The following is a 21,837-nucleotide window of genomic DNA, read 5'->3' on the forward strand; positions in this document are numbered from 1 at the left end:
CGGCGGACCGTCACCGGCTCGGGGTGCGGCCGGGGATCAGGAGAACGCTGCAGCGGCGCCCGTGCGCCCGGTCGCGGCCCGGGCGAAGAACGACGTCTCGCCCGCCAGCAGAGCCGTCCCGGCGTCGACCAGCGCGCCCGCCGCGGCGTAGAAGAACGTGCCGCCGACGGAGATGCGCGCGACCCCGGCCCCGGCCAGCTCGGCGGGGGCCGGGCCGCCGTCGAGCAACAGCACGTTCACCGGCCGGTCGACGTTGCGCACCACCGTCTCGACATCAGCGATCCGGACCAGCCCCGGCGCGTAGAGGACGTCGGCGCCGGCCTCCTGGTAGGCCTGCAGCCGGCCGATGGTGTCGGCGAGGTCGTCGACGCCGTGCAGGAGGTTCTCGCAGCGGGCCGTGAGCACGAGATCGCCGCTCGCCTCGACCGCGGCGACGATCCGCTCGACCGCGGCGTCGCGGGAGTAGACCGGGTCGGCCGCGTCGCCGGTGAAGTCCTCGACCGACGCCCCGGCCAGGCCGGCGCCGCGGGCCGCGGTGATGGTGGCGGCGACGTCGTCGGGCGAGTGGCCGAACCCGTTCTCCAGGTCGGCCGAGACCGGCAGGTCGGTGGCCGCGACGATCGACGCGGCGTGGGCGAGTGCCTCGTCGCGGGTCACGCCGCCGTCGCGGCGCCCGAGGGTCCCCGCGAACCCGCTGCTCGTCGTGGCCAGGGCCTGGAAGCCGAGCGAGGCGAGCAGCCGGGCGGACCCGGCGTCCCACGGGTTGGGGATCAGCAGCGGGGTGTCGGCGTGGTGGAGGTCGAGGAACGACGGCATGCAGCGACGCTATCCGTCGGCCCCGACACAATGCGGCACACGGATTCCGGGCATCGGGGACGCCTCGGGCGCAACCGCGCCCCCGGGTCGGCGGACGTGGCTAGGGTCGGTCGTGTGGCCGAGTGGGACGGGCAGGGGCTGCCGCCGGTCGCCGCGGAACGCATACGTCGCGCCGCAGCGGGCGGGGCGTGGACGTCGCTGCTGAGCGCCCCCGCCGCCGCAGGACTCGAGGTCGCCGGGTTCGACCCCGTCGGCGAGGTGATGGGCAGCATCGTGCAGCGCATGGGCTGGGCCGGCTACCGCGGCTGCGGCGGGTACGGCTGGGGCGGGCGGCCCACGACGATCACGTCGTCGGACGGCGACCGCTTCTCCGGCTTCGCCCCCTACGTCCGGGCCCTCCACACCGGCTACGACACCGCCATCGGCCGGCTCGTCGCCGAGGCCACCGCCATCGGCGCCGACGGTGTCGTCGGCATCCGGCTCGGGCAGTCCACCGAGTTCGGCGGCGCCCGCGAGTTCACCGCGCTCGGCACCGCGGTGCGCGCCCGGTCCACGACCAGGCCAGGACGGGTCTTCACGACGGTGCTGGCCGCCCAGGACGTCGCCAAGCTGCTGCGGGCCGGCTGGATGCCTGCGCAGATCGTCTACGGCATCTCCGTCGCCATCCGTCACGACGACTGGGCCACCCGCGCGCAGGCGTCGTGGAACGCGGGCAACGTCGAGGTCGAGGGCTACACCGACCTGGTCGGCACCACCCGCGCCGACGCCCGCCGGCTGCTGCACGACGCCGTGCGCCGCAGCGGGGCCGACGGCGCCGTCGTGGACGACATGACGCTCTCGGTGTGGTCGGTCGAGCCGGGGGAGAACCACCGCGACCACGTCGCCGAGGCGACCCTCTTCGGCACGGCGCTGGCCCGCTTCCACACGGGCACGGCCGCCCCGACCCGTTCGTTGACGTACCTGCCGCTGCGCTGAGCGCTACCGACCTGGAGGACCGCGTGACCGCCGACCCGACCGAGCTGGGCATCCCCGAGGACGCGATGCGCCGGTTGGCGGAGATGCGGCCCGGGCAGGCGACCAGCCTGTTCACCTCCGACCTGTCGGTCAACGAGTTCCTGCTGGTCCGCGAGGCGGGGTTCCGCCCGCTCGGGCTGGTGCTCGGGTCGAGCATCTACCACGTCGGGTTCCAGGTGGGCCGGTGGAACAGGAACCAGGAGCTGACGATGCTCTCCCAGGCGATGTACCACGCCAGGGAGCTCGCCATGACCCGCATGGAGGCCGAGGCCGACCAGCTCGGCGCCGACGGCATCGTCGGCGTCCGCCTCGACATCGAGTTCAAGGAGTTCGGCTCCGACCTCGCCGAGTTCATCGCCGTCGGTACCGCGGTGAAGGCCGACGAGCCGCAGACCCCCGACGGGTTCGGCTGGCGCAACAACAAGAACCAGCCCTTCACCTCCGACCTGTCCGGCCAGGACTTCTGGACGCTCGTCCAGGCCGGCTACGCCCCGCTGGGCATGGTCATGGGCTCGTGCGTCTACCACGTCGCCCACCAGCGGTTCTGGCAGGCGATGGGCAACATCGGGCAGAACGTCGAGCTGCCGCAGTTCACCGAGGCGCTCTACGACGCCCGCGAGCTCGCGATGAGCCGGATGCAGGCCGAGGCCGAGGAGCTGCACGCCGAGGGCATCGTCGGGGTGCAGCTGCGGTCGCACGGGCACCGCTGGGGCGGGCACACGACGGAGTTCTTCGCGATCGGCACCGCCGTGCGGCCGTTGCGCGCCGACCACACGATCCCCACCCCGCAGCTCGTGCTCCCGCTCACCGACCGGTAGAACTCGTGTCCGTGACGGAACCGAGCGGGCTCGGCCCGATGGGCGACGTTCAGCTGCTCGCGGCGATGCTGCGCAGCGACCGCACCGACGTGGCCTCCTACGCCCGCCTGCTCGCCGGGGCGCTCGCGGGGGCGCTGCCCGCCGGGATGGTCGAGGTGGAGCACAAGCGGGGGCTGGCCGACCGGATGGCCGGGCGCGAGGGGCGGCCCGTCGTGGTGCTGGTGCACGGCCAGGACCGTGACCTGGAGCTGCGCGAGGGCGCCCGCGGCGTGGTCGAGGCCGAGATCCGGCAGGTCGTGCGGGGTGTGGTGATCAGCCGCCGTCCGGTCGCGGTGGACCAGTGGCTGGAGGCGCTGGCCGTCGACCTGAGCCGGATCGCCGCCCGCGACGCCGCCGCCCGCGACGCCCTGGAACGCCTCCTCCGCCCCTGACCGGCTGGTGATCACCGTTCCAGGCGCCTGAGCGACGGATCCGTCGCTCACGCCGTGGTCCGCGTCGCGCCGGCCCGGTGTCGACGCCGTGCACGTCCGGGGTGGTCATCGGCAGGTCCCCCTCACGAGCTGATCGACGTTACGACACGTAACGTCACGAGGGTGGACCGGTCGTGTCGACGGTCCGCCCCCTTCCCGCGATCCGCGGAGCTCGACGTCGGACCCGGCGGGGCGGTCAGGTCGAGCTGGGGGTGCGGTCGTCGGCCGGCTCGTCGACGAACTCCAGCAGGTCGCCGGGCTGGCACTCCAGGACCCGGCACATGGCCTCGAGCGTCGAGAACCGCACGGCCTTGGCGCGGCCGTTCTTGAGGACGGCCACGTTGGCCGGGGTGAGCCCGACCCGTTCGGCGAACTCGCCGACACTCATCTTGCGCCGGGCCAGCTCCACGTCGATACGCACGACGATCGCCATTCAGATCACCGCGTCCAGGTCGGTGCGCAACGTCGTGGCCTGGCGCAGCAGCGCCCGCAGCACGAGCACGAGCAGTCCGAAGACGGTGACGCCCGTGGTGAGCAGCAGCAGGAGCATCGGCATGCCGGGGTCGTCGGCCTGGGTCAGGACGAAGACGTCGACGGCCACGAGCACGAGCCAGCCCGCGCCGATCGCCCCGACGATCACGTCGACCCAGCGCAGGGAGCTCTCGCTGAAGATGCGGTCCTGCGCGACGCGGGTGAGCAGCTGCCACGTCGCGACGATCACGACCTGCACGCACAGCACCCAGAAGACGGCGATGATCGTCGCCGGCCAGCGCAGGGGCGCGTCGTTGGGGTTCTGCTCGGCCATGTAGCGGAAGGTGCCGGGTATCGACAGCGTCTGGAACACGAGCAGGACGAAGAACAGCACCACGAGGAACACCCGGAGCACAGGTATCGCTCGACGCTCGATCATCATGGATCGAGTTTCGACGATGATCTATCGAATGTCAATCGACACGCTGGGAGCCGCGCTCAGTGCCGGAAGAGCCGCGGTACGTCCGGGACCCGGGTGATGCGATGCTCCCGGCACGCCGCGGCGACGTCCGAGGACCGCGTCGACCCGCCCGGCTCCGCGAGATGCCGCACCCCGTGCCGCGCCGCCTGGTCGACGTTGTCCCGGAACGGGATCGCCCCGTCGGAGACGAACGCGACCTCGTCGAGACGCCCGACCCACGACGCCCGCTCCCGCGCCGTGAACAACGTGAACCCGCGCGTCGCCGCCGACAGCATCGCCGTCTCCCGGTGGTCGAGATCGCCCTCGACGACGCGCAGCCGCCAGTTCGTCCGCTCCGTCCGCGAGACGCCCTCGACGAACGTCATCGACCGCACCGCGGGATGGCGGCGCAGCCACCAGTTGTCGGCCTTCGACCCGGCCAGCCGGGTGCAGTCGATCCGCGACTGCTGGCCGGCGCCGATCCCCAGCGCCATGCCGTCGCGCAGGTAGGCGACGGCGTTGGACTCGGTGTGGCGCATCGCGACCAGGCCCAGCAGCAGGTCCGTCACGGCGCGCGGCGCGAGTGCGGGCGCGGACCGCGTGAGGAGGTGGGCGGTGAGCGGCGCGGCGTCGCGTGGCTGCTCCAGCCGGACCCCGCCGATCTCGCGGGCCTCCCGCACCGGCGGGGGTACCGACGGGTCGGCCTCCAGCACCAGGAACCGGCCGTCCTTCTTGGCCGCCAACGTCTCCACCGTGCCCGGGGCGTATCCCGGCGCGATGATCCCGTCGCTGGTCAGCCGGCGCACCAGGTCGGCGAGCTCGGCGTCGACCGGCTCGGACACGGCGATCATGTCACCGAACGACGCCCGCGGGTCGGCGTCGCGGGCCCGGACGTAGGCGCTCGTCAACGGCCCGACCGACGCGGCGTCGAGGCCGAACGTCTCCGCGGCGACCTCGTCGACCCGGCCCTCGAGCGCCACCCCCGCGGGCGACACGTGCTTCATCGACGCCGCGACCGGTGCGCCGCACGCCGCGGCCGCCTCCCGGACCAGCGCCCAGCCGGTCAACGCGTCCAACATGTTCACGTACGACGGCCGCCCCGACAGCACCCGCAGCGGCGGACGCGCAGGGTCGACGAACTCGGCACGAGCCGGCTGTTGGTGCGGGTTGGTGCCGTAGCGCAGGAGCATGCGGATCCTCACGGTCGCGGCCGCCGCCCAGCCTACGGGGCGATCACCGGCTCCCGGAGCGACCCCGCCCGCACGCCGGCCCGGCGTGGTGGCGGCTCGCGCCGGGCGCGGGAGCCGGAGGGCGGGGTTCGGGGTCCGGACCTGCGGACTGGCATCCTCGCGGGCATGGACACCGACGTGATCGTCGTCGGCGGGGGTCTGGCCGGGCTGGCCGCCACCGCGGAGCTCGCGGACGCGGGACGCCGGGTGATACTGCTCGACCAGGAACCGGACGCGTCACTCGGCGGGCAGGCGCACTGGTCGTTCGGTGGGCTGTTCCTCGTCGACTCCCCGGAACAGCGCCGCCTCGGCGTCCGCGACTCCGCGGACCTCGCCTGGCAGGACTGGCTCGGCTCCGCAGGCTTCGACCGCGACCCCGACGACCTCGCAGGCCCCGACCACTGGGCCCTGCGCTGGGCCCGCGCCTACGTCGACTTCGCCGCCGGGGAGAAGCGTTCCTGGTTGCACGCCATGGGGGTGCGCTGGTTCCCCGTCGTCGGCTGGGCCGAGCGTGGCGGGGGGCTCGCCGACGGCCACGGCAACTCCGTGCCCCGCTTCCACGTCACGTGGGGCACCGGGCCCGGGCTGGTCGAGCCGTTCGAGCGCCGGGTCCGCGAGCACGCCGCCGCCGGCCGCGTCGACCTGCGGTTCCGCCACCGCGTCGACGCCCTCACCCGCACCGGCGGCACCGTCGACGGGGTGCGCGGCGCGGTCCTCGAACCGTCGACGGCCGCGCGCGGCACCGCGAGCTCCCGCGTCGTCACCGGTGAGTTCGAGCTGAGCGCGCAGGCGGTCGTCGTCACCTCCGGCGGGATCGGCGGCAACGTCGACCTGGTGCGGGAGAACTGGCCCGAACGCCTCGGCCGGCCGCCGCGCGAGCTCGTCGTCGGGGTGCCCGCACACGTCGACGGCCGGATGCTGGGCATCACCGAGGGCGCGGGCGGGCGCGTCGTCAACCGGGACCGCATGTGGCACTACACCGAGGGCCTGCGCAACTGGGACCCGATCTGGGACCGGCACGGCATCCGCATCCTGCCCGGGCCGTCGTCGATGTGGTTCGACGCGCGCGGCCGCCGCTTCCCCGCGCCCGCGTTCCCGGGATTCGACACCCTCTCGACGCTGAAGGCCATCACCGACACCGGCTACGACCACTCCTGGTACGTGCTGACGCAGACGATCATCGAGAAGGAGTTCGCGCTGTCGGGGTCGGAGCAGAACCCCGACCTCACGGCGAAGGACGTCCGCGCGACGCTGGGCCGGGTCCGCTCCGGTGCGCCGGCGCCGGTGGCGGCGTTCATGGAGCACGGCGAGGACTTCGTCGTCGCCGACACGCTGCCCCGCCTCGTCGCCGGGATGAACGAGCTCACCGGCGAGAAGCTGGTGTCCCTCGCGGAGCTGGAGCGCCAGATCGTCGCCCGTGACCGCGAGATCGACAACCCGTTCGCCAAGGACCTGCAGGTCATCGCGCTGCGGGGCGCGAGGCGCTACCGCGGCGACAGGCTGGTGCGGGTCGCGTCGCCGCACCGGATCCTCGACCCGAAGCACGGTCCGTTGATCGCGGTGCGGCTCAACATCCTCACCCGCAAGACGCTCGGCGGCCTGCAGACCGACCTGTCCGGACGTGTCCTCGACGCGGGCGGGGAGCCGGTTCCCGGGCTGTACGCAGCGGGGGAGGTCGCCGGGTTCGGTGGCGGCGGGATGCACGGCTACCGGTCGCTGGAGGGCACCTTCCTCGGCGGCTGCCTGTTCGGCGGCCGCCAGACCGGCCGCGCCGCCGCCGTCGCGACCGGCTGAGCGACCGGCGGGCGATCGGTTGACCGATCGGCTGACCGATCGGCCCGCCCGCCCGCTCACATCCCGCGAGGGTGTGGGGTGTTCACGGGGTCGCGGGAGGGTCGTCGGCGCCGACGAAAGGGATGAACCGGCGACCGACGGGCTCGGCAGTGCGCCGCGACACTCGTAGGCTGGGCAACGGGTACCCGCGGGCGAGGGGAGCACACTGTGCACGGAGGCGATCAGGTCGCCGAGGTCCTCAGCGCGCAGGGCGTGCACGCCCTGTTCACCCTGTGCGGTGGGCACATCTCACCGATCCTGGTGGGCGCCAAGGCCCGGGGCATCCGGATCGTCGACACCCGGCACGAGGCGACGGCGGTCTTCGCGGCCGACGCCGTCGCGCGACTGACCGGCCGTCCGGGCGTCGCGGCGGTCACGGCCGGTCCGGGGCTGACCAACACGGTGACGGCGGTGAAGAACGCGCAGCTGGCACAGTCGCCGGTCGTGCTGCTCGGGGGCGCGGCGCCGACCGTGCTGCAGGGCCGGGGCGCGTTGCAGGACATCGACCAGATGGCGCTGCTGCGGCCGCACGTGAAGTGGGCGTACGCGGTGCGCCGGGTCCGCGAGATCGGCCCGGCCGTCGAGGAGGCGTTCCGGATCGCGCGGTCCGGGGTGCCGGGACCGGTGTTCGTGGAGCTGCCGATCGACCTGCTCTACGACGAGGTCGTGGTGCGGCAGTGGTACGGCGCGGCCCGCAGCGGCCGGTCGCTGGGGGAGCGGGCCGTCCAGACCTACCTGAAGGCGCGGGTGGCGCGGATGTTCCGCGGCGCCGGGCGCAACACCCCCGGCCCCCTGGTCGACGTACCGGCCCCCATCCCGGCACCCGACCGCGTGGGCGCCGCGGCCACCGCGCTGGCGAAGGCGAAGCGGCCGGTGATCCTCGTCGGCAGCCAGGCGATGGTGTCACCGGGCGCGGCGGAGCGGCTCGTCCCTGCGCTGGAGCGGATCGGTGCGCCGGTCTACCTGTCGGGCACCGCGCGCGGGCTGCTGGGGGCGGACCATCCGTTGCAGGCCAGGCACAAACGCCGCGACAGCCTCAAGGCCGCCGACCTCGTCGTCCTCGCCGGGGTGCCCGCCGACTTCCGGCTCGACTACGGCAACCACGTCCGCCGCGGCGCGACGCTGCTGTCGGCCAACCGAAGCAGCGCCGACCTGCGCCGCAACCGCCGCCCCGACGTCGCGATCCTGGGCGACGCGGCGCTGGCGCTCGCCGGTGTCGCGGCGGCCCTGCCCGCGCTCGACGCCGGAAGGTCGGGCCGCTGGCCGGAGTGGCTCGACGTTGTGCGGGAGCGCGACGCCGCCCGCGAGGCCGACATCGCCGAGCAGGGCGAGGCCCCGGCCGACGACGGGGTGAACCCGGTCCGGATGTGCCAGGAGATCGCGTCCGCGATGCCGCCCGGGACGATCGTCGTCGGCGACGGCGGTGACATCGTCGCGACGGCGTCGTACGTGCTGCGTCCCGACGGTCCGCTGCGCTGGCTCGACCCGGGTGTGTTCGGGACGCTGGGCGTCGGCGCGGGGTTCGCGCTGGGCGCGGCGACGGTGTACCCGGATGCGCCGCTGTGGATCGTGTTCGGCGACGGCTCGGTCGGCTACTCGCTCTCGGAGTTCGACACCTTCGTCCGGCACGGGATCGGCGTGGTCGCGGTCGTGGGCAACGACGCGGCGTGGTCGCAGATCGCCCGTGAGCAGGTGGAGCTGCTGCGCGACGACGTCGGTACGACGCTGGCCCACACCCGCTACGACCTGGTCGCCGCCGGGTTCGGCGCGACAGGCCTGCACGTCGACGACGTGGCCGAGCTGCCCGCGGCGCTCGCGAAGGCCAAAGCCGCGGACGGCCCCGTGCTCGTCGACGTGCGCCTGGGCCGCAGCGACTTCCGGAAGGGCTCGATCTCGATGTGAGCCCACGGGCGGGTCCCTCAGCAGGGCGGGTGCGGTCGTCGAGCACGGCGTCGGCCTGCCGGCCGGCACCGTGTCCAGCGGAGGACCCTCCGGCCGAGCGGGTCTCGTCCCAGGGGTTGCGGTCAGCCGCGGCGGGCAGCCTCGCGGCCCAGATGGCAGATCGCGAGGAGCCGCAGGGTCAGCCAGTCGGCGCGGTCCCACTCGCCGGGACGCGGAGTGGGCACGGCACCACCGCCGCGGCGCTGCTCCTCGAGCAGGCTCCGCGCGTAGGCGGCCAGCCGCGGGGCCAGCTCGCGCGCGGGCATGCGGGTGAGGACCGAGGACCGGTGGGAGAAAGGCCTGTCGTCGAGCAGGTCGCGGACCGCGGCGACGTGCTGGTCGAGCGCCGCGCCGAGGCCGGGGGACCGGCCGGCAGCGGCGAGACCGGGACGACCGAACTCGTCGATCATGCGGCGCAGTGTCCGGCGTGCGGACCACTCCGACAGGATCACACCGACCTCGCGCATCACGGGCACGTTGCAGATCGTAGCCCGGTGGTCACACAGCAGAGTGATACCTGTCGAGTGAAGAGATCGAAGGTCGTCACTCTGCGGCGAACTCTGAGCTGCTGTGATGCCCGGACTGCTGTCGCCGACGAGCGGTCGGAACCGATCGACGGCCGTGGTCTCCGTCACGACGACCTCGCGGCCCGGGAGCGCGCAGCGCGGTGTACGGCTCGGACCCGCCGGTGAGCGGATCGGCCGCCCGCGGGAACCGGTCGACGACGGCACGCTCGTCCGTCGGTGATCGTCAAACGCCGCCGAGCCCGCGCAGGACGCGATGGAGGATGTCGGGATCGGGTTCGGTGAACCGGCACCCGAGCAGGTCGTCGGCCGGTGGTGCCGGTGCCGGGACGTCGAGCCCGGGGACCCCGTCCCGGCCGTCGGTCCGGACCGATGCGCCGCCGTGTCCGGCACGGCTCGATGACGGCGTCAGGGCCGAGCGCGACCCTCAGCCGTCGTTCGGTCTCGTCGCGGCTGCTCCGCCGCGACGGCAGCTCGTGGGCCACGGCGACGAGATCGAGCCGCAGAAGCGACCGGAGCCGGTCGGCGTCGTCGAGAGCCCGCCGCCGGATGTCCCCGGGGTCGGTGAGGAGGTCGAGTGCGTCGAGGGTCGCCGACTCGACGACCGTGGTGAGGAACGTCCTTTGCGGCGACGGATCCGGTGCCGGTGTCGCCGACCGCGCGGACGACGAGGCGCAGGAGGCCCACCCCGCCCGGGCGGGCGCCGGCGGCGCGAAGGTCAGTACTGCACCAGCCAGAACGCCGCGCCCTGGTCGTCGGTGCAGCGCGCCGAGGTGCCGTAGCCGGCGTCGGCGGGGTCGTCGGCGGTCCCGCCCGCGGAACGGACCGTGCCGACGGCGGCGGCGATGTCGGTGACGACGAACATCGGGACGACCCGGCCGGTGTCGGCGCCACCGTGCAGGCCCGTCGTCGGTGAGGTCGCACCGCCGGAGCCGGCGTGCACGGCCCAGCCCTCGGCCACCCGGCCCGGGCTGAACCGCCAGCCGAGAACGGTGCCGTAGAAGGCCCGGGCGCGGCCGGCGTCGGGGATCTCGATCGTCAGGTAGGTCAATGCGCCGGGCTCGGTGTCGCCGGGGCGCGTCGCGTCCGGCCCCGGGGTGAACACGGCGAACGGGACGCCCTGGTCGTCGGTGCAGTCGGCGAGGCGACCGTAGGGCTCCTCCGTCGGCTCCCCGGCGGTGCCGCCCGCGGCGCGGACCAGCGCGACGGTCTCGTCGACGTCGTCGACGGCGTAGCAGCACAGCGTCGTCGCGAGGTCCTGCCCGCCGAACAACCCGAGGGACCGGCCGCGGCCGGTGACCTGACGGCGCCGGCCGGTGTGGTCGCCCTCGGTGGTCCAGCCCAGGACGGCGCCGTAGAACCGCTCGGCGGCGCCCACGTCGCGCCGCCACAGCGAGGCATAGCCGACGTCGCCGACCTGCAGCGGGCGCCCTGCCGCAGCCTCGCGGGAGACCATCCACCGGTGCCCGGCCGGGTCGACGACGACGCCGCCACGGCCGTACGGCGAGTCGCCGACGGGCCGCTCCAGCCGGGCTCCCAGCTCGACCGCACGCTCGACGACGGCGTCCGGATCCGCCACCTCCAGCCGCATCGACATCGGCGACTCGCCCTCGCGGGGCGCGACGATGCCCATCTCGGGGAACTGCTCCGCGAGCATCAGCACGCTGTCGCCGATGGCGATCTCGGCGTGCCCGACGCGGCCGTCGGGCATGACGATCGGCGCGCCGCGCCGCGTCGCGCCGAAGGCGCCGACGTAGAAGTCCAGTGCCGCTGCGGCGTCGGGCACCGCGATGTAGGGGGTGATCGAGTGCAGGGCGAGTGCGGTTCCATGAGAGATCGTGCTGGTCATGGCGTCTCCCCTTTCACGGGGACGGGGCGCGGCGAGCACCTCACGCTCGAGGCGGGCGCGCAGCCGCGCGGCGAAGGCCGGGTCGGGATCGACCGGGCGGACGGGCTCGTGAAGGGCGTCCAGCGGGTCGCTCATGCCGAATCCCCTCCCGTGCGTCGCAGGTACGTGTGCCGGAACGCGGTGCGCGCCCGGGTCAGGACGGACTCGGCGGCCCCCTCGGTGCGTCCGAGCAGGCGGGCGACCTCGCCGACAGACAGGCCGTCGAGATAGCGCAGCGTCAACGCCGCGCGGTGCAGCGGGCTCTGCTCGCCCAGCACCTCGCGCGCCAGCAACGCGTCGATCTCGTCGTCCCACGGGTTGTCCTGGTCGACCGCGGTGTCGGCGACGGCACGCAGGCCCCGCTCCTCGCGGGCCAGCGCCCGCCAGTGGTCGGCGAGCTTGTGCCGGGCGATGCCGACCAGCCACGCGATCGTCGGATCGGTGGCCGTGCGCCGGCACTCCTGCACCGCGGCCAGGAACGTGTCCGCGGTGAGGTCCTCGGCCAGTGCCTTCCGCCCGCAGCGGGCGAGGAGGTAGCCGTAGACCTCCGGCAGTGCGGTGTCGTACAGCGCGAGCAGCGCGAGACCCGGGTCAGGTCGTACCTGCTCGTCGCTGTTCACGACCCTTCCTCGTCCGGGATGGCGGGTTTCCGTCGGTGTGTCACCCGATCGGAGGAGCGTCAGCGTTCCGCGGCGCCGACGAAGTCCCAGAACAGCGATGCCCACAGGTCCGGCGACTCGATGTGCGGGCTGTGCCCGGCGCCCGGGATGATCTCGGTGCGCACGGTCCCGCCCGCCGCGGCGTAGCGGCCGAGCACCTCACGGATCTGCGACACCATCGGCTGCGCAGGGAAGACGTCCGCACCCGGCCAGCCGGGCACGTGGCCCAGTCCACCCAGGACGCCGAGGTCCTGCATCGACTGGTCGGACACGACCGTGTCCTCGGCGCCGTGCGTCCACAGCACCGGCGGTTTCGGGTCGAGGTCGACGACGCGGGTCCAGTTGCAGTACTTGGGGGACAGGGCGTTGATGATCCCGGTCGTGCCCGGGGCGCTGCCGGGCCAGTTCGGCGACGGCGTCGAGTCGCCGGGGTAGTTGTCGTCGCCGGTGACGGTCTTGAGCACCTCGGCGACGAACAGGTCCTCGCGCGGCTCGGTGTGTGCGGCCATCCAGTAGGCGCCGCGCATGACCGACCGGATCGAGAACGGGCTGTCGGTGGTGTCGTCGCCCTCGGCGATCCGGCGGACCACCTCGGCGTTGACGATGCCGCCGCCCGATCCCGCGAAGTCGGGGAAGCAGGGCGTGCCGTCGGCGTGGACGCCGCCGAACCCGAAGGGCGACACCGGGTCCAGGAACGTCAGCGACGCGACGGGGTGCGTGCTCGCGAAGTCGACGATCGCCGCGCCCGCCGTCGACCAGCCGAGCAGGTGGACCGGCCGCGTGATGCCGAGGGCCCGCAGGAGGGCGGCGGTGTCGTCGGCCCAGTCGGCGAGGCCGCGGGTCGCGTCGAGCGGGAGGTGCTCGGTGTCACCGAAGCCGCGCATGTCCGGGGCGATGATCCGGTAGCCCTCGGGCGCGGTGGGGAACAGATGCTCGAAGAAGCGGCCGGTCGAGAGGTTGCCGTGCAGCATGACGACGGGCACGCCGTCCTCGGGCCCGTACTCGACGAGATGGACCTCCAGCCGGTCGGTGGGAACGACGACGGACCGCACCCCGGGGAGCAACTGCATGTGCCGCATCCTTTTGCCCCCCGCGACGCGGGTCAAGCCCCCACCCGGCCCACTCTGCGGGTGGGTCGGCGGCAGGCTCAGCAGGCGCTCCAGGCGCCGTCGACGGGCAGGAGCACGCCGTTGACGTAGCGGGCGGCGTCGGAGATCAGGTAGGCGGCGGCGCCCGCGATGTCGGAGACCTCGCCGTGCTCGCCCGCGGGGACGCGGTTCTCCAGCCACCCGCGCTGCGACGGGTCGCCCAGGCGGTCGGCCGTCATGGGCGTCGAGATGATGCCGGGAGCGATGGCGTTGACCCGGATCCGCGACGGTGCCAGCTCCACCGCGGCCGCCCGGACCAGCCCGGCGATGCCCGCCTTGGCCGCGACGTAGTGCGGCTGCCCACCGACGGCGTGCGTCGCCGTCACCGAGGCGATGGCCACGACCGCGCCCGGCGATCCCGCGGCGAGCCAGCGTCGCGCGCAGCCGCGGATGCCCAGGAACGTGCCGCGGACGTGCACGTTCATCATCCGGTCCCACTCGTCGACCTCGAGGTCGACGAGCGGCGCCCGACTGCGGAACCCCGCGCAGTTGACCAGCGCGTCGACGGGGCCGGCCTCGTCGAGGACGCGGTCCCAGGCGTGCTCGTCGGCGGCGTCGAGCTGAAGGATGCCGTCGGCCGGCTTGAGGTCGGCGCCGACGACGTCCCAGCCCTGCCCGGCCAGCAGCTCGGCGGTGCCGGCGCCGATGCCCGACCCGGCTCCGGTGATCAGTACGCGGCTCACTTGGCTCCCTGTCCGGCGTCGACCCGGAGGACGGTGCCGGTGATCTGATCGGCGTTGTCGGAGGCGAGGAACAGCACGGCGTCGGTGATGTGCTGGGCCTCGGTCCGCCACTTGTCGCCCGGCATGTTGCCCGCGGCGGAGAACATCTCGTAGGCGGCGTCGGGGGTCATGTCGACCTCGCCCGCGAGCCCGGACACCATCCCGGACCCGCGGCCCTCACCGGGCTTGATCGTCGCCGGGGCGATGCAGTTGACGTTGACCCCGAACTCGGCCAGCTCGAACGCCCACGCGGTGGTGAGGCCCTCCATGGCGTGCTTGGCCGCGACGTAGTGCGACAGCATGGCGTGCCCGGACCCGGTCACGCCGGAGGAGATGTTGACGATCTTCCCGGCCCGGCGGCCGATCATGTTGGGCACCACGAACTTCGCGACGTGCATGTGGCCCTTGACGATCGTGTCGATCACCGCGTCCATGACGTGCGGGCGCATGTCCTGGATGGAGTCCAGTGCGGCGACGCCGGCGTTGCAGACCAGTACGTCGATGCGGTTGTCGAAGAACCCCAGTGCCTTGGAGACGGCGGCTTCGACCTGGTCGACGTCGCGGATGTCGCAGGGCAGCGCGATCGCCCGGCCCCCGCGCGACTCGACCTCGTCGACGGTCTCGAGGAGCATCGCCTCGGTCGCGAGCGGGTAGATGTCGGGGATCGGGTCGGTGATGTCGAGCGCGGCGACGTTGGCCCCCGCGTCGGCGAACGCCCTGGCGTGGTTCGCGCCCTGGCCCTTGCCCGCGCCCGTGATCAGCACGTTCTTGCCTTCGAGGCCGCGCAGCACTGCGGGCATCGTCACCTCCGGAGTAGTTCTGTGCAGGTTCAGTGGGCGGTGTGACGGGCCGCGACGTCGCCCGCGCCGCCGTGCTCGGCGGCCCAGCGCACCGAGTCGACGATCATCGAGTAGCCGGTGCAGCGGCAGAGGTTGCCCTCGATGCCTTCGCGCACCTCGTCCTCGTCGGGGTCGGGGTTCTCCAGCAGCAGGCCGGTGGCGGCCATGACCATGCCGGGTGTGCAGTAGCCGCACTGCAGGCCGTGGCACTGCTGGAAGCCCTGCTGGACCGGCGACATCTCGCCGTCGGCGGCGAGGCCCTCGATGGTCAGGACGTCGGCGCCGTCGGCCGCCACGGCCAGCACCGAGCACGACTTCACGGTCCGCCCGTCGAGCATCACGGTGCAGGCGCCGCAGTTGGAGGTGTCGCAGCCGACGTGGGTGCCGGTCAGCCCGCGGACCTCGCGCAGGTAGTGCACCAGCAGCAGCCGGGACTCGACCTCGTCGTCGCTCGTCGAGCCGTTGACGGTGACGCTGATCTTGTGGTGGGACATGTCAGCTCGCCTTCTGCGCCAGGATGCGCCAGACCTTCTGCGGGGTGCACGGCATCTCGACGTCGCGCACGCCCAGGTGCGAGAGCGCGTCGACGACCGCGTTGACGACGGCCTGCGGCGCCGCGGTGGCGCCGGACTCGCCGAGGCCCTTGGCGCCCAGGGGGTTGAAGCTCGTCTTCGTGACGATGTGGTCGGTCTCGTAGCGGGGCAGGTCCATCGCCGACGGCAGCGTGTAGTCGACGAGGGTGCCCGACGCGGGCTGGCCGTCGTCGCCGTAGCGGACCTCCTCGATCAGCGCCTGCGCGATGCCCTGCGCGACACCGCCGTGGATCTGGCCCGTCGCCATCAGGGGGTTGATGACGGTGCCGCAGTCGTCGACGGCGATGTAGCGGGCGACCTTCACGAAGCCGGTGTCGCGGTCGATCTCGACGACGCAGCAGTGCGCCCCCGACGGGTACGACAGGTTCGACGGTTCGAAGTAGGCCGTCTCGTTGAGGCCGAGGTCGAAGCCGTCGGGCAGCAGGTGCGGCTTGAACGAGCGGACGGCGACCTCGGCCATCGAGACGCCCTGGTCGGGGGCGCCCTTGACGCTGAACCGGCCGTCGACGAGCTCGAGGTCGGACTCGTCGGCCTCCAGCATGTGCGCGGCGATCTTCATCGCCTTGTCCCGCACCTTGCCCGCGGCCTTGAACACCGCGGAGCCGCCGACGGGCGCGCCGCGGCTGCCCATCGTCCCGATGCCCTCCTGCACCATCGCGGTGTCGCCGTGCACGAGGCTGATCCGCTCGAACGGGATCGACAGCTCGTCGGCGACGATCTGGGCGAACGCGGTCTGGTGGCCCTGCCCGTGTGGGCTGGTGCCGACCTTGACCACCGCGGACCCGTCGGTGTTGAGCCGGATGTTGGCCGACTCCCAGCCGCCGACGTAGCCGAACTGCTCGAACAGCGGCGTCGGCCCGAAGCCACCCATCTCGACGAACGTGGAGAAGCCGATGCCCAGCAACGGTTTCGCCGGGTCGTCGCGGCGGGCGTCGCGGTCGGCGCGCAGCGCGTCGTAGTCGATGCTCTCCAGGAGCTTCGCCAGCGCGCCGGGGAAGTCGCCCTCGTCGTAGACGATGCCCTCGAACTGGGTCGCGAACGGCATCTCGCCGGGCTGGACGAAGTTGCGCCGCCGCACGTCGAGGGGGTCGAGGCCCAGCTCGGCGGCGACGTGGTCGACGACCCGCTCGATCATGAACGACGCCTCGGGCCGGCCCGCGCCGCGGTACGCGCCGACGGGCGTGGTGTTGGTGACGACCGACCGGAAGCTCGGCGCGATGACCGGGATCTTGTAGCAGCCGCCCGCCATGAACGAGGTCAGCGTCGGCAGGCCGATGCCGGTGGCGTCGGGCCAGCCGCCGCAGTCCTGGGTGATCTTCACGCGCAGCGCGAGGAGCGCGCCGTCGTCGTCGAAACCGACCTCGACCTCGTGGTCCTGGGCCCGGCCGTGGACCATCGAGGTCATGTTCTCGCTGCGGGTCTCGACGTACTTGACCGGGCGCCGCAGCCGCCGCGACAGCTCCGAGGTGAGGATGAACTCGGGGTAGCAGGACGCCTTGGCGCCGAACCCACCGCCGACGTCCGGGGCGACGACGCGCACCTCCTGCTGGGAGAGCCCGAACATCGCGGCCAGCTCGTTGCGGGAGTGGTGCGGGGTCTGGGTGGTCGCCCAGAGCGTGAGGCCGGACGCCTGCCAGTCGGCGAGGCACACGGTCGGCTCCATCGGGACCGCGGCGCAGCGCTGGTTCTTCAGGTGGATGGCGAGCCGGTGCGGGGCCGCGGCGAGCTCGGCCTCGGCGTCGGTGGCCGAGAGGACGTGCTCCAGGACGATGTTGGACTCCAGCCCGTCGAGGATCGGGACGGCGCCCTCGGCGGTCGCGGCCTCGACGCTCGCCATGACCGGGAGCTCCTCGTACTCGACGAGGACGGCCTCGGCGGCGTCGGCGGCGGCGTAGCGGTCGGCCGCCACGACGACGGCCACGGGCTCGCCGACGAACCGCACCTTGTCCCTGGCCAGACACGGGCGCTCCATGCCGGGGACCGAACGGTTCGGCGGCAGGCCCTCCAGGTCGGCGTTCGTCCAGACGCCGAGGACGCCGGGTTTCGCGGCGGCCTCGGAGACGTCGATCGAGACGATCCTCGCGTGCGCGAGGTAGCTGCGGACGTAGACCATGTGGACGGTGCCGGGGAGCCGGATGTCGTCGACGAAGGTCCCACGGCCGGTGAGCAGGGCCGGGTCCTCCTTGCGGATGACCGCCGCGCCGACCATCGATCCCATGTGGACCTCCCCGTCCTCACAGCCGCGGCGCCGGTGCCGCGGCGTGTCGCCGATCACGACGTTAGGAACCTAACGCCGCCGCGTGACGGGTCGCAAGGGCGGCGCTCTGTCGATCAGCGGTTGCGGGTCGGTGCCCAGTGGCCGGCCCGTACGAGCGGAAGGGTCCGGTGCGGGATGCGCTGCGTCAGGGCCATCTGCGACCGGGTCCGCATCACGCCGGGGACCGCGATCAGCCGCTGGATGACGTGTTCCAGCTCGGTGGTGTCGCGGGCGACGACCTGGCACAGCAGGTCCCCGTCGCCGGTGACGGTGTGCGCCTCGACGACCTCCGGGATCGCCGTCAGGTCCTCGACGACCGAGTCGAGATAACCCTGGGTCAGGTCGAGGTGCACGAAGGCGAGCATCTGGTAGCCGAACGCCCGCGGCTCGACCTGCGGTGCCAGGCCCGAGATCACCCCCGACTCCTGCAGTCGCAGGAACCGCGCGGCGACCGTGCCACGGGCGACGCCGAGGGTGCGCGCGTGCTCGCGCAGGCCGGCCCGCGGGTGCTCCAGCAGCAGCTGCAGCAACGACCGGTCGAGCTCGTCGAGGGTCATGGTCCGTTGGCCTCCCTTGGTCGGGCGTCGCGGACCCGCACTGTACCGATGGCCCGATGGATCGGTATTGATCCTGGACGGATGCTCGATCGGTTCCTAGCGTCGCGTCATCCGGGTCAGTACGACGGGTCGATACGAGGAGGCAGCCGTGACGATCGTGGAACCGGGCCCGGTGGAGACTCTCGCGCCCGCGCGGCCGTACTCCCTCGACGACCGCTACGTCGCCGACGACGGCGTCGTCCACATGAACGGGGTGCAGGCGCTGGTCCGGCTGCTGTTCCAGCAGAGCCGCCACGACCGCGCCGCCGGCCTCGACACGCGCATGTTCGTCTCCGGCTACGAGGGCTCCCCGCTCGGCGGCTTCGACCTCGAGCTCGGTCGCCGCCGCGCCCTGCTCGACGAGCACGGCGTCGTCTTCACCCCTGGGCTCAACGAGGAGTCCGCCGCAACCGCCGTGCAGGGCACCCAGCTCGCCGCGATCGCCGGCGGCCTGCGCCACGACGGCGTCACCGGGTTCTGGTACGGCAAGGCGCCCGGCCTCGACCGGGCCAGCGACGCCATCCGGCACGCCAACCTCATGGGCACCCACCGCACCGGTGGCGTCCTCGCCGTCGTCGGCGACGATCCGGCCGCGAAGTCGTCGAGCGTGCCCTGCACGTCGGAGATGACGTTCGCCGACCTCGCCGTTCCGACGCTCTACCCGGCCGAACCCTCCGAGGTCGTCACGCTGGGGCTGCACGGTGTCGCGTTGTCACGGGCCAGCGGCCTGTGGGCCGGTATGAAGATCACGACGGCCGTCGCCGACGGGTCCACGACCGTCCACGCGTCGGACTTCGCGCTCCGGCCGGTGGTGCCGGCGCTGCTGGTCGACGGCCGTCCCTTCCAGCACACGGTGACCGGGCGGCTGCTCCAGCCGACCCTCGGCCCGTTGGAGCGCGACCTGCACGGCGCCCGCACCCAGCTCGCCCTGCGCTACGCCGCCGCCAACGGTCTCAACACGATCCCCGTCCGCACCGGCGACGACCGGATCGGCATCGTCGCCGCCGGCAAGACCTGGCTCGACCTGCGGCACGCCCTCGACGTCCTCGGCCTCGACGACGACGAGCTGCGCCGCCGCGGCGTCCGGCTGCTCAAGCTCGGCATGATCCACCCCGTCGAACCGGGCATCGTCCGCGAGTTCGCCTCGGGCCTGCGCGAGATCGTCGTCGTCGAGGAGAAGCGAGCGTTCCTCGAGACCGCGGTCAAGGAGATCCTCTACGGCGGCTCCGGCGCCCCCGCCGTGCGCGGCAAGGACCTGTTCGCGCCGCACGGCGAGCTCGGGTCCGACGACGTCGCCGCCGGACTCGCGACGGTCCTTCACGACCTGCCGTCGGTCGTCGCCTGGCGCGAGGCCCGCCGCCCCGCCCGCCGCGGACCGGTCATGCTGCCGCTCGCCGCGAGCCGCACCCCGTACTTCTGCTCCGGCTGCCCGCACAACACCTCGACCGCGCCGCCCCAGGACTCGCTGGTCGCCGCAGGCATCGGCTGCCACACGATGGTGCTGCTGATGGACCCGGAGCAGGTCGGCGAGGTCATCGGGCTGACACAGATGGGCGGCGAGGGCACCCAGTGGATCGGGATGTCGCCGTTCGTCGAGGCCGGGCACCTCGTCCAGAACCTCGGTGACGGCACCTTCCACCACTCCGGTTCGCTGGCGATCCGTGCGGCCGTCGCGTCCGGCGTCAACATCACCTACAGGCTGCTGCACAACGGGACCGTCGCCATGACCGGCGGGCAGGACGCCATCGGCGCGCTCGGCGTCCCGGCCATCACCGGGCTGCTCGCCGTCGAAGGGGTGGCGCGCACGATCGTCACCACCGACGAGCCCGCGCGGTACCGCGGCGTCCGCCTGGCCCAGGGCGTGGAGGTCTGGCACCGCGACCGCGTGGAGGAGGCCCAGCGGCTGCTCGCGACGGTCCCCGGCGTCACCGTCCTGATCCACGACCAGGAGTGCGCCGCGGAGAAGCGCCGCAAGCGCAAGCGCGGCAAGGCCGCCACCCCGACGACGCGCGTCATGATCAACGAACGCGTCTGCGAGGGCTGCGGCGACTGCGGGCAGAAGTCCAACTGCCTGTCGGTGCAGCCCGTCGAGACCGAGTTCGGGCGCAAGACGCAGATCCATCAGTCGTCCTGCAACCTCGACTTCTCCTGCCTCGACGGGGACTGCCCGTCGTTCCTGTCGGTCGTTCCCGGGACCCTCCCGACGACGACGGCGCCGTACCTGGCAGCGTTGCCCGAGCCGCTCTTCGACGGCCGCACCGACGTCACCGTCCGGCTCGCGGGCGTCGGCGGTACGGGCGTCGTCACCGTCTCCGCGATCCTCGCGACGGCCGCCGTCATCGCCGGGCGCGAGGTCCGCGGGCTCGACCAGACCGGGCTCGCGCAGAAGGGCGGCGCGGTCGTCTCGGACCTGCGGATCTCTCTCGGGGGAACCGATGCCCCGGGCAAGCTCGGCGAGCGGGAGTGCGACCTCTACCTCGGCGCCGACCTCCTCGTCGCTGCCGACAAGGCCCAGCTCGCGGTCACCGACCCCGCGCGCACGGTCGCCGTGGTGTCGACGACCCAGGTCCCCACCGGTGCCATGGTCACCGATCCGTCGGTCTCGTTCCCGCAGGTCGACGGGGTCGTCCGGCGCATCGCCGACAACGTCCGCGCCGGCACCTACCTCGACGCGCGGGGACTGTCCGAGCAGCTGTTCGGCGACGACCAGTACGCCAACATGATCCTTGTCGGCGCCGGCTACCAGATGGGCGCGCTGCCCGTCCCCGCCGCTGCGATCGAGCGGGCCATCGAGCTCAACGGCGCGGCCGTCGCGTCGAACGTCCAGGCCTTCCGGCGGGGCCGGCAGGCCGTCGCGGACCCGGCGGGGCTGGACCGGGTCCTGTCTCCCGCTGCTGTCGCGGCGCCGACCGACCTCGCGGGGATCGTCGGCACGCGGGTCGAGGAGCTCACCGCGTACCAGTCCGCGGCCTACGCCGCGTCGTACGCCGCGGACGTGGAGCGCGTCCGCGTCGCCGAGGACGCCGCGGTCCCCGGCTCGACCGCGCTCGCCGAGGCCGTCGCGGTGAACCTGCACAAGCTGATGGCCTACAAGGACGAGTACGAGGTCGCCCGGCTGAGCCTCGACCCCGCGGTCGCGGCGTCGGTGGAGGAGCAGTTCGGCGCCGGCGCCCGCGTCGCCTACAAGCTGCACCCGCCGGTGCTGCGCGCGCTGGGGATGAACCGCAAGATCGCCCTGCGACGGACCGCGGGACCGGCGTTCCGCACCCTGCGCGCCATGCGCCGCCTGCGCGGCACCAGGTTCGACCCGTTCGGTCTCGCGCACGTGCGCCGGGTCGAGCGGGAGCTGATCGAGGAGTACCGCACGGTCGTCGACGGCCTGCTGGCGGACCTGTCCGCCCGCTCCCTGCCCCGTGCGGTGGAGATCGCGGAGCTGCCCGACATGATCCGCGGCTACGAGGACATCAAGCTCGCCTCCGTGGCCCGGTACCGGGAAGCCCTGCAGTCCCTGTGAGTGGCGATGGTCGCCATGGCGACCATCGCCACTCACGACGGTCCT

At 73.3% G+C, this 21,837-nt stretch carries 19 protein-coding genes; 6 read left to right on the forward strand and 13 right to left on the reverse strand.

The genetic code is table 11. The features are described 5' to 3' along the window. Positions 1-36 precede the first annotated feature (36 nt). On the reverse strand, positions 37-816 hold the full coding sequence (locus TOK_RS00605) for an oxaloacetate decarboxylase (protein ID WP_098955757.1): 780 nt from the start codon (positions 814-816) through the stop codon (positions 37-39). 114 nt (positions 817-930) lie between these two features. Between TOK_RS00605 and TOK_RS00610 the strand changes: the two genes are divergently transcribed. From TOK_RS00610 to TOK_RS00620, 3 genes are read left to right on the forward strand one after another with little or no spacing between them, the layout of a single operon-like run. Then, positions 931-1,791 (forward strand): heavy metal-binding domain-containing protein, encoded by an 861-nt coding sequence (locus TOK_RS00610; protein ID WP_098955758.1) that lies wholly within the window; start codon positions 931-933, stop codon positions 1,789-1,791. A 23-nt stretch (positions 1,792-1,814) separates the two neighbouring features. Then, positions 1,815-2,648: a heavy metal-binding domain-containing protein gene (locus TOK_RS00615; RefSeq protein WP_253258097.1), complete on the forward strand. Its 834-nt coding sequence runs from the start codon at positions 1,815-1,817 to the stop codon at positions 2,646-2,648. A gap of 11 nt (positions 2,649-2,659) precedes the next feature. Beyond that, complete coding sequence (locus TOK_RS00620) at positions 2,660-3,079, forward strand: hypothetical protein (RefSeq protein ID WP_253258098.1); 420 nt, start codon at positions 2,660-2,662, stop codon at positions 3,077-3,079. Between the two features lie 235 nt (positions 3,080-3,314). On the opposite strand, the gene TOK_RS00625 is transcribed toward TOK_RS00620, so the two are convergent. From TOK_RS00625 to TOK_RS00635, 3 genes are read right to left on the reverse strand one after another with little or no spacing between them, the layout of a single operon-like run. Next, positions 3,315-3,551 (reverse strand): helix-turn-helix transcriptional regulator, encoded by a 237-nt coding sequence (locus tag TOK_RS00625; protein ID WP_098955759.1) that lies wholly within the window; start codon positions 3,549-3,551, stop codon positions 3,315-3,317. Then, positions 3,552-4,031, reverse strand: coding sequence for a DUF2975 domain-containing protein (locus TOK_RS00630; protein ID WP_098955760.1), 480 nt, complete (start codon positions 4,029-4,031; stop codon positions 3,552-3,554). It lies immediately after the preceding gene. 56 nt (positions 4,032-4,087) lie between these two features. After that, positions 4,088-5,239 (reverse strand): 5-aminoimidazole-4-carboxamide ribonucleotide transformylase, encoded by a 1,152-nt coding sequence (locus tag TOK_RS00635; protein WP_098955761.1) that lies wholly within the window; start codon positions 5,237-5,239, stop codon positions 4,088-4,090. A gap of 165 nt (positions 5,240-5,404) precedes the next feature. Between TOK_RS00635 and TOK_RS00640 the strand changes: the two genes are divergently transcribed. After that, positions 5,405-7,072 (forward strand): FAD-binding dehydrogenase, encoded by a 1,668-nt coding sequence (locus TOK_RS00640; RefSeq protein WP_098955762.1) that lies wholly within the window; start codon positions 5,405-5,407, stop codon positions 7,070-7,072. Between the two features lie 207 nt (positions 7,073-7,279). Continuing rightward, a complete protein-coding gene (locus TOK_RS00645; RefSeq protein ID WP_098955763.1) occupies positions 7,280-9,013 on the forward strand; it encodes a thiamine pyrophosphate-binding protein in 1,734 nt (577 codons plus the stop codon). A 122-nt stretch (positions 9,014-9,135) separates the two neighbouring features. Here the strand turns inward: TOK_RS00645 and TOK_RS00650 are convergent, their stop codons facing one another. The 9 genes from TOK_RS00650 to TOK_RS00690 form a co-directional block, all read right to left on the reverse strand. Next, a complete protein-coding gene (locus TOK_RS00650) occupies positions 9,136-9,519 on the reverse strand; it encodes a DUF6401 family natural product biosynthesis protein (RefSeq protein ID WP_098955764.1) in 384 nt (127 codons plus the stop codon). 775 nt (positions 9,520-10,294) lie between these two features. Then, the gene (locus tag TOK_RS00655; protein WP_098955765.1) at positions 10,295-11,560 is read right to left on the reverse strand and encodes a VOC family protein; all 1,266 of its coding nucleotides are present in this window, start codon (positions 11,558-11,560) and stop codon (positions 10,295-10,297) included. Then, on the reverse strand, positions 11,557-12,084 hold the full coding sequence (locus TOK_RS00660) for an RNA polymerase sigma factor (protein WP_098955766.1): 528 nt from the start codon (positions 12,082-12,084) through the stop codon (positions 11,557-11,559). The genes TOK_RS00655 and TOK_RS00660 overlap by 4 nt, the downstream gene beginning before the upstream one ends. Before the next feature lie 59 nt (positions 12,085-12,143). After that, a complete protein-coding gene (locus TOK_RS00665; RefSeq protein ID WP_098955767.1) occupies positions 12,144-13,193 on the reverse strand; it encodes an alpha/beta hydrolase in 1,050 nt (349 codons plus the stop codon). 77 nt (positions 13,194-13,270) lie between these two features. Next, positions 13,271-13,954 (reverse strand): SDR family NAD(P)-dependent oxidoreductase, encoded by a 684-nt coding sequence (locus tag TOK_RS00670; protein WP_172457330.1) that lies wholly within the window; start codon positions 13,952-13,954, stop codon positions 13,271-13,273. Next, positions 13,951-14,793, reverse strand: a complete 843-nt coding sequence (locus tag TOK_RS00675; RefSeq protein WP_098955769.1) for an SDR family NAD(P)-dependent oxidoreductase — start codon at positions 14,791-14,793, stop codon at positions 13,951-13,953. The genes TOK_RS00670 and TOK_RS00675 overlap by 4 nt, the downstream gene beginning before the upstream one ends. A 29-nt stretch (positions 14,794-14,822) precedes the next feature. Next, positions 14,823-15,326: a (2Fe-2S)-binding protein gene (locus tag TOK_RS00680; RefSeq protein ID WP_098955770.1), complete on the reverse strand. Its 504-nt coding sequence runs from the start codon at positions 15,324-15,326 to the stop codon at positions 14,823-14,825. Between the two features lies 1 nt (position 15,327). Continuing rightward, complete coding sequence (locus TOK_RS00685; RefSeq protein ID WP_098955815.1) at positions 15,328-17,643, reverse strand: xanthine dehydrogenase family protein molybdopterin-binding subunit; 2,316 nt, start codon at positions 17,641-17,643, stop codon at positions 15,328-15,330. 113 nt (positions 17,644-17,756) lie between these two features. Further along, the gene (locus tag TOK_RS00690; RefSeq protein WP_098955771.1) at positions 17,757-18,239 is read right to left on the reverse strand and encodes an Lrp/AsnC family transcriptional regulator; all 483 of its coding nucleotides are present in this window, start codon (positions 18,237-18,239) and stop codon (positions 17,757-17,759) included. A 148-nt stretch (positions 18,240-18,387) separates the two neighbouring features. On the opposite strand from TOK_RS00690, the gene TOK_RS00695 reads away from it, so the two are divergent. Further along, entirely contained in the window at positions 18,388-21,792 is a 3,405-nt protein-coding gene (locus TOK_RS00695; RefSeq protein ID WP_098955772.1) for an indolepyruvate ferredoxin oxidoreductase family protein, read from the forward strand. The last annotated feature ends 45 nt before the right edge of the window (positions 21,793-21,837 follow it).

It is taken from the genome of Pseudonocardia sp. N23 (assembly GCF_002583555.1).
Taxonomy (GTDB): domain Bacteria; phylum Actinomycetota; class Actinomycetes; order Mycobacteriales; family Pseudonocardiaceae; genus Pseudonocardia.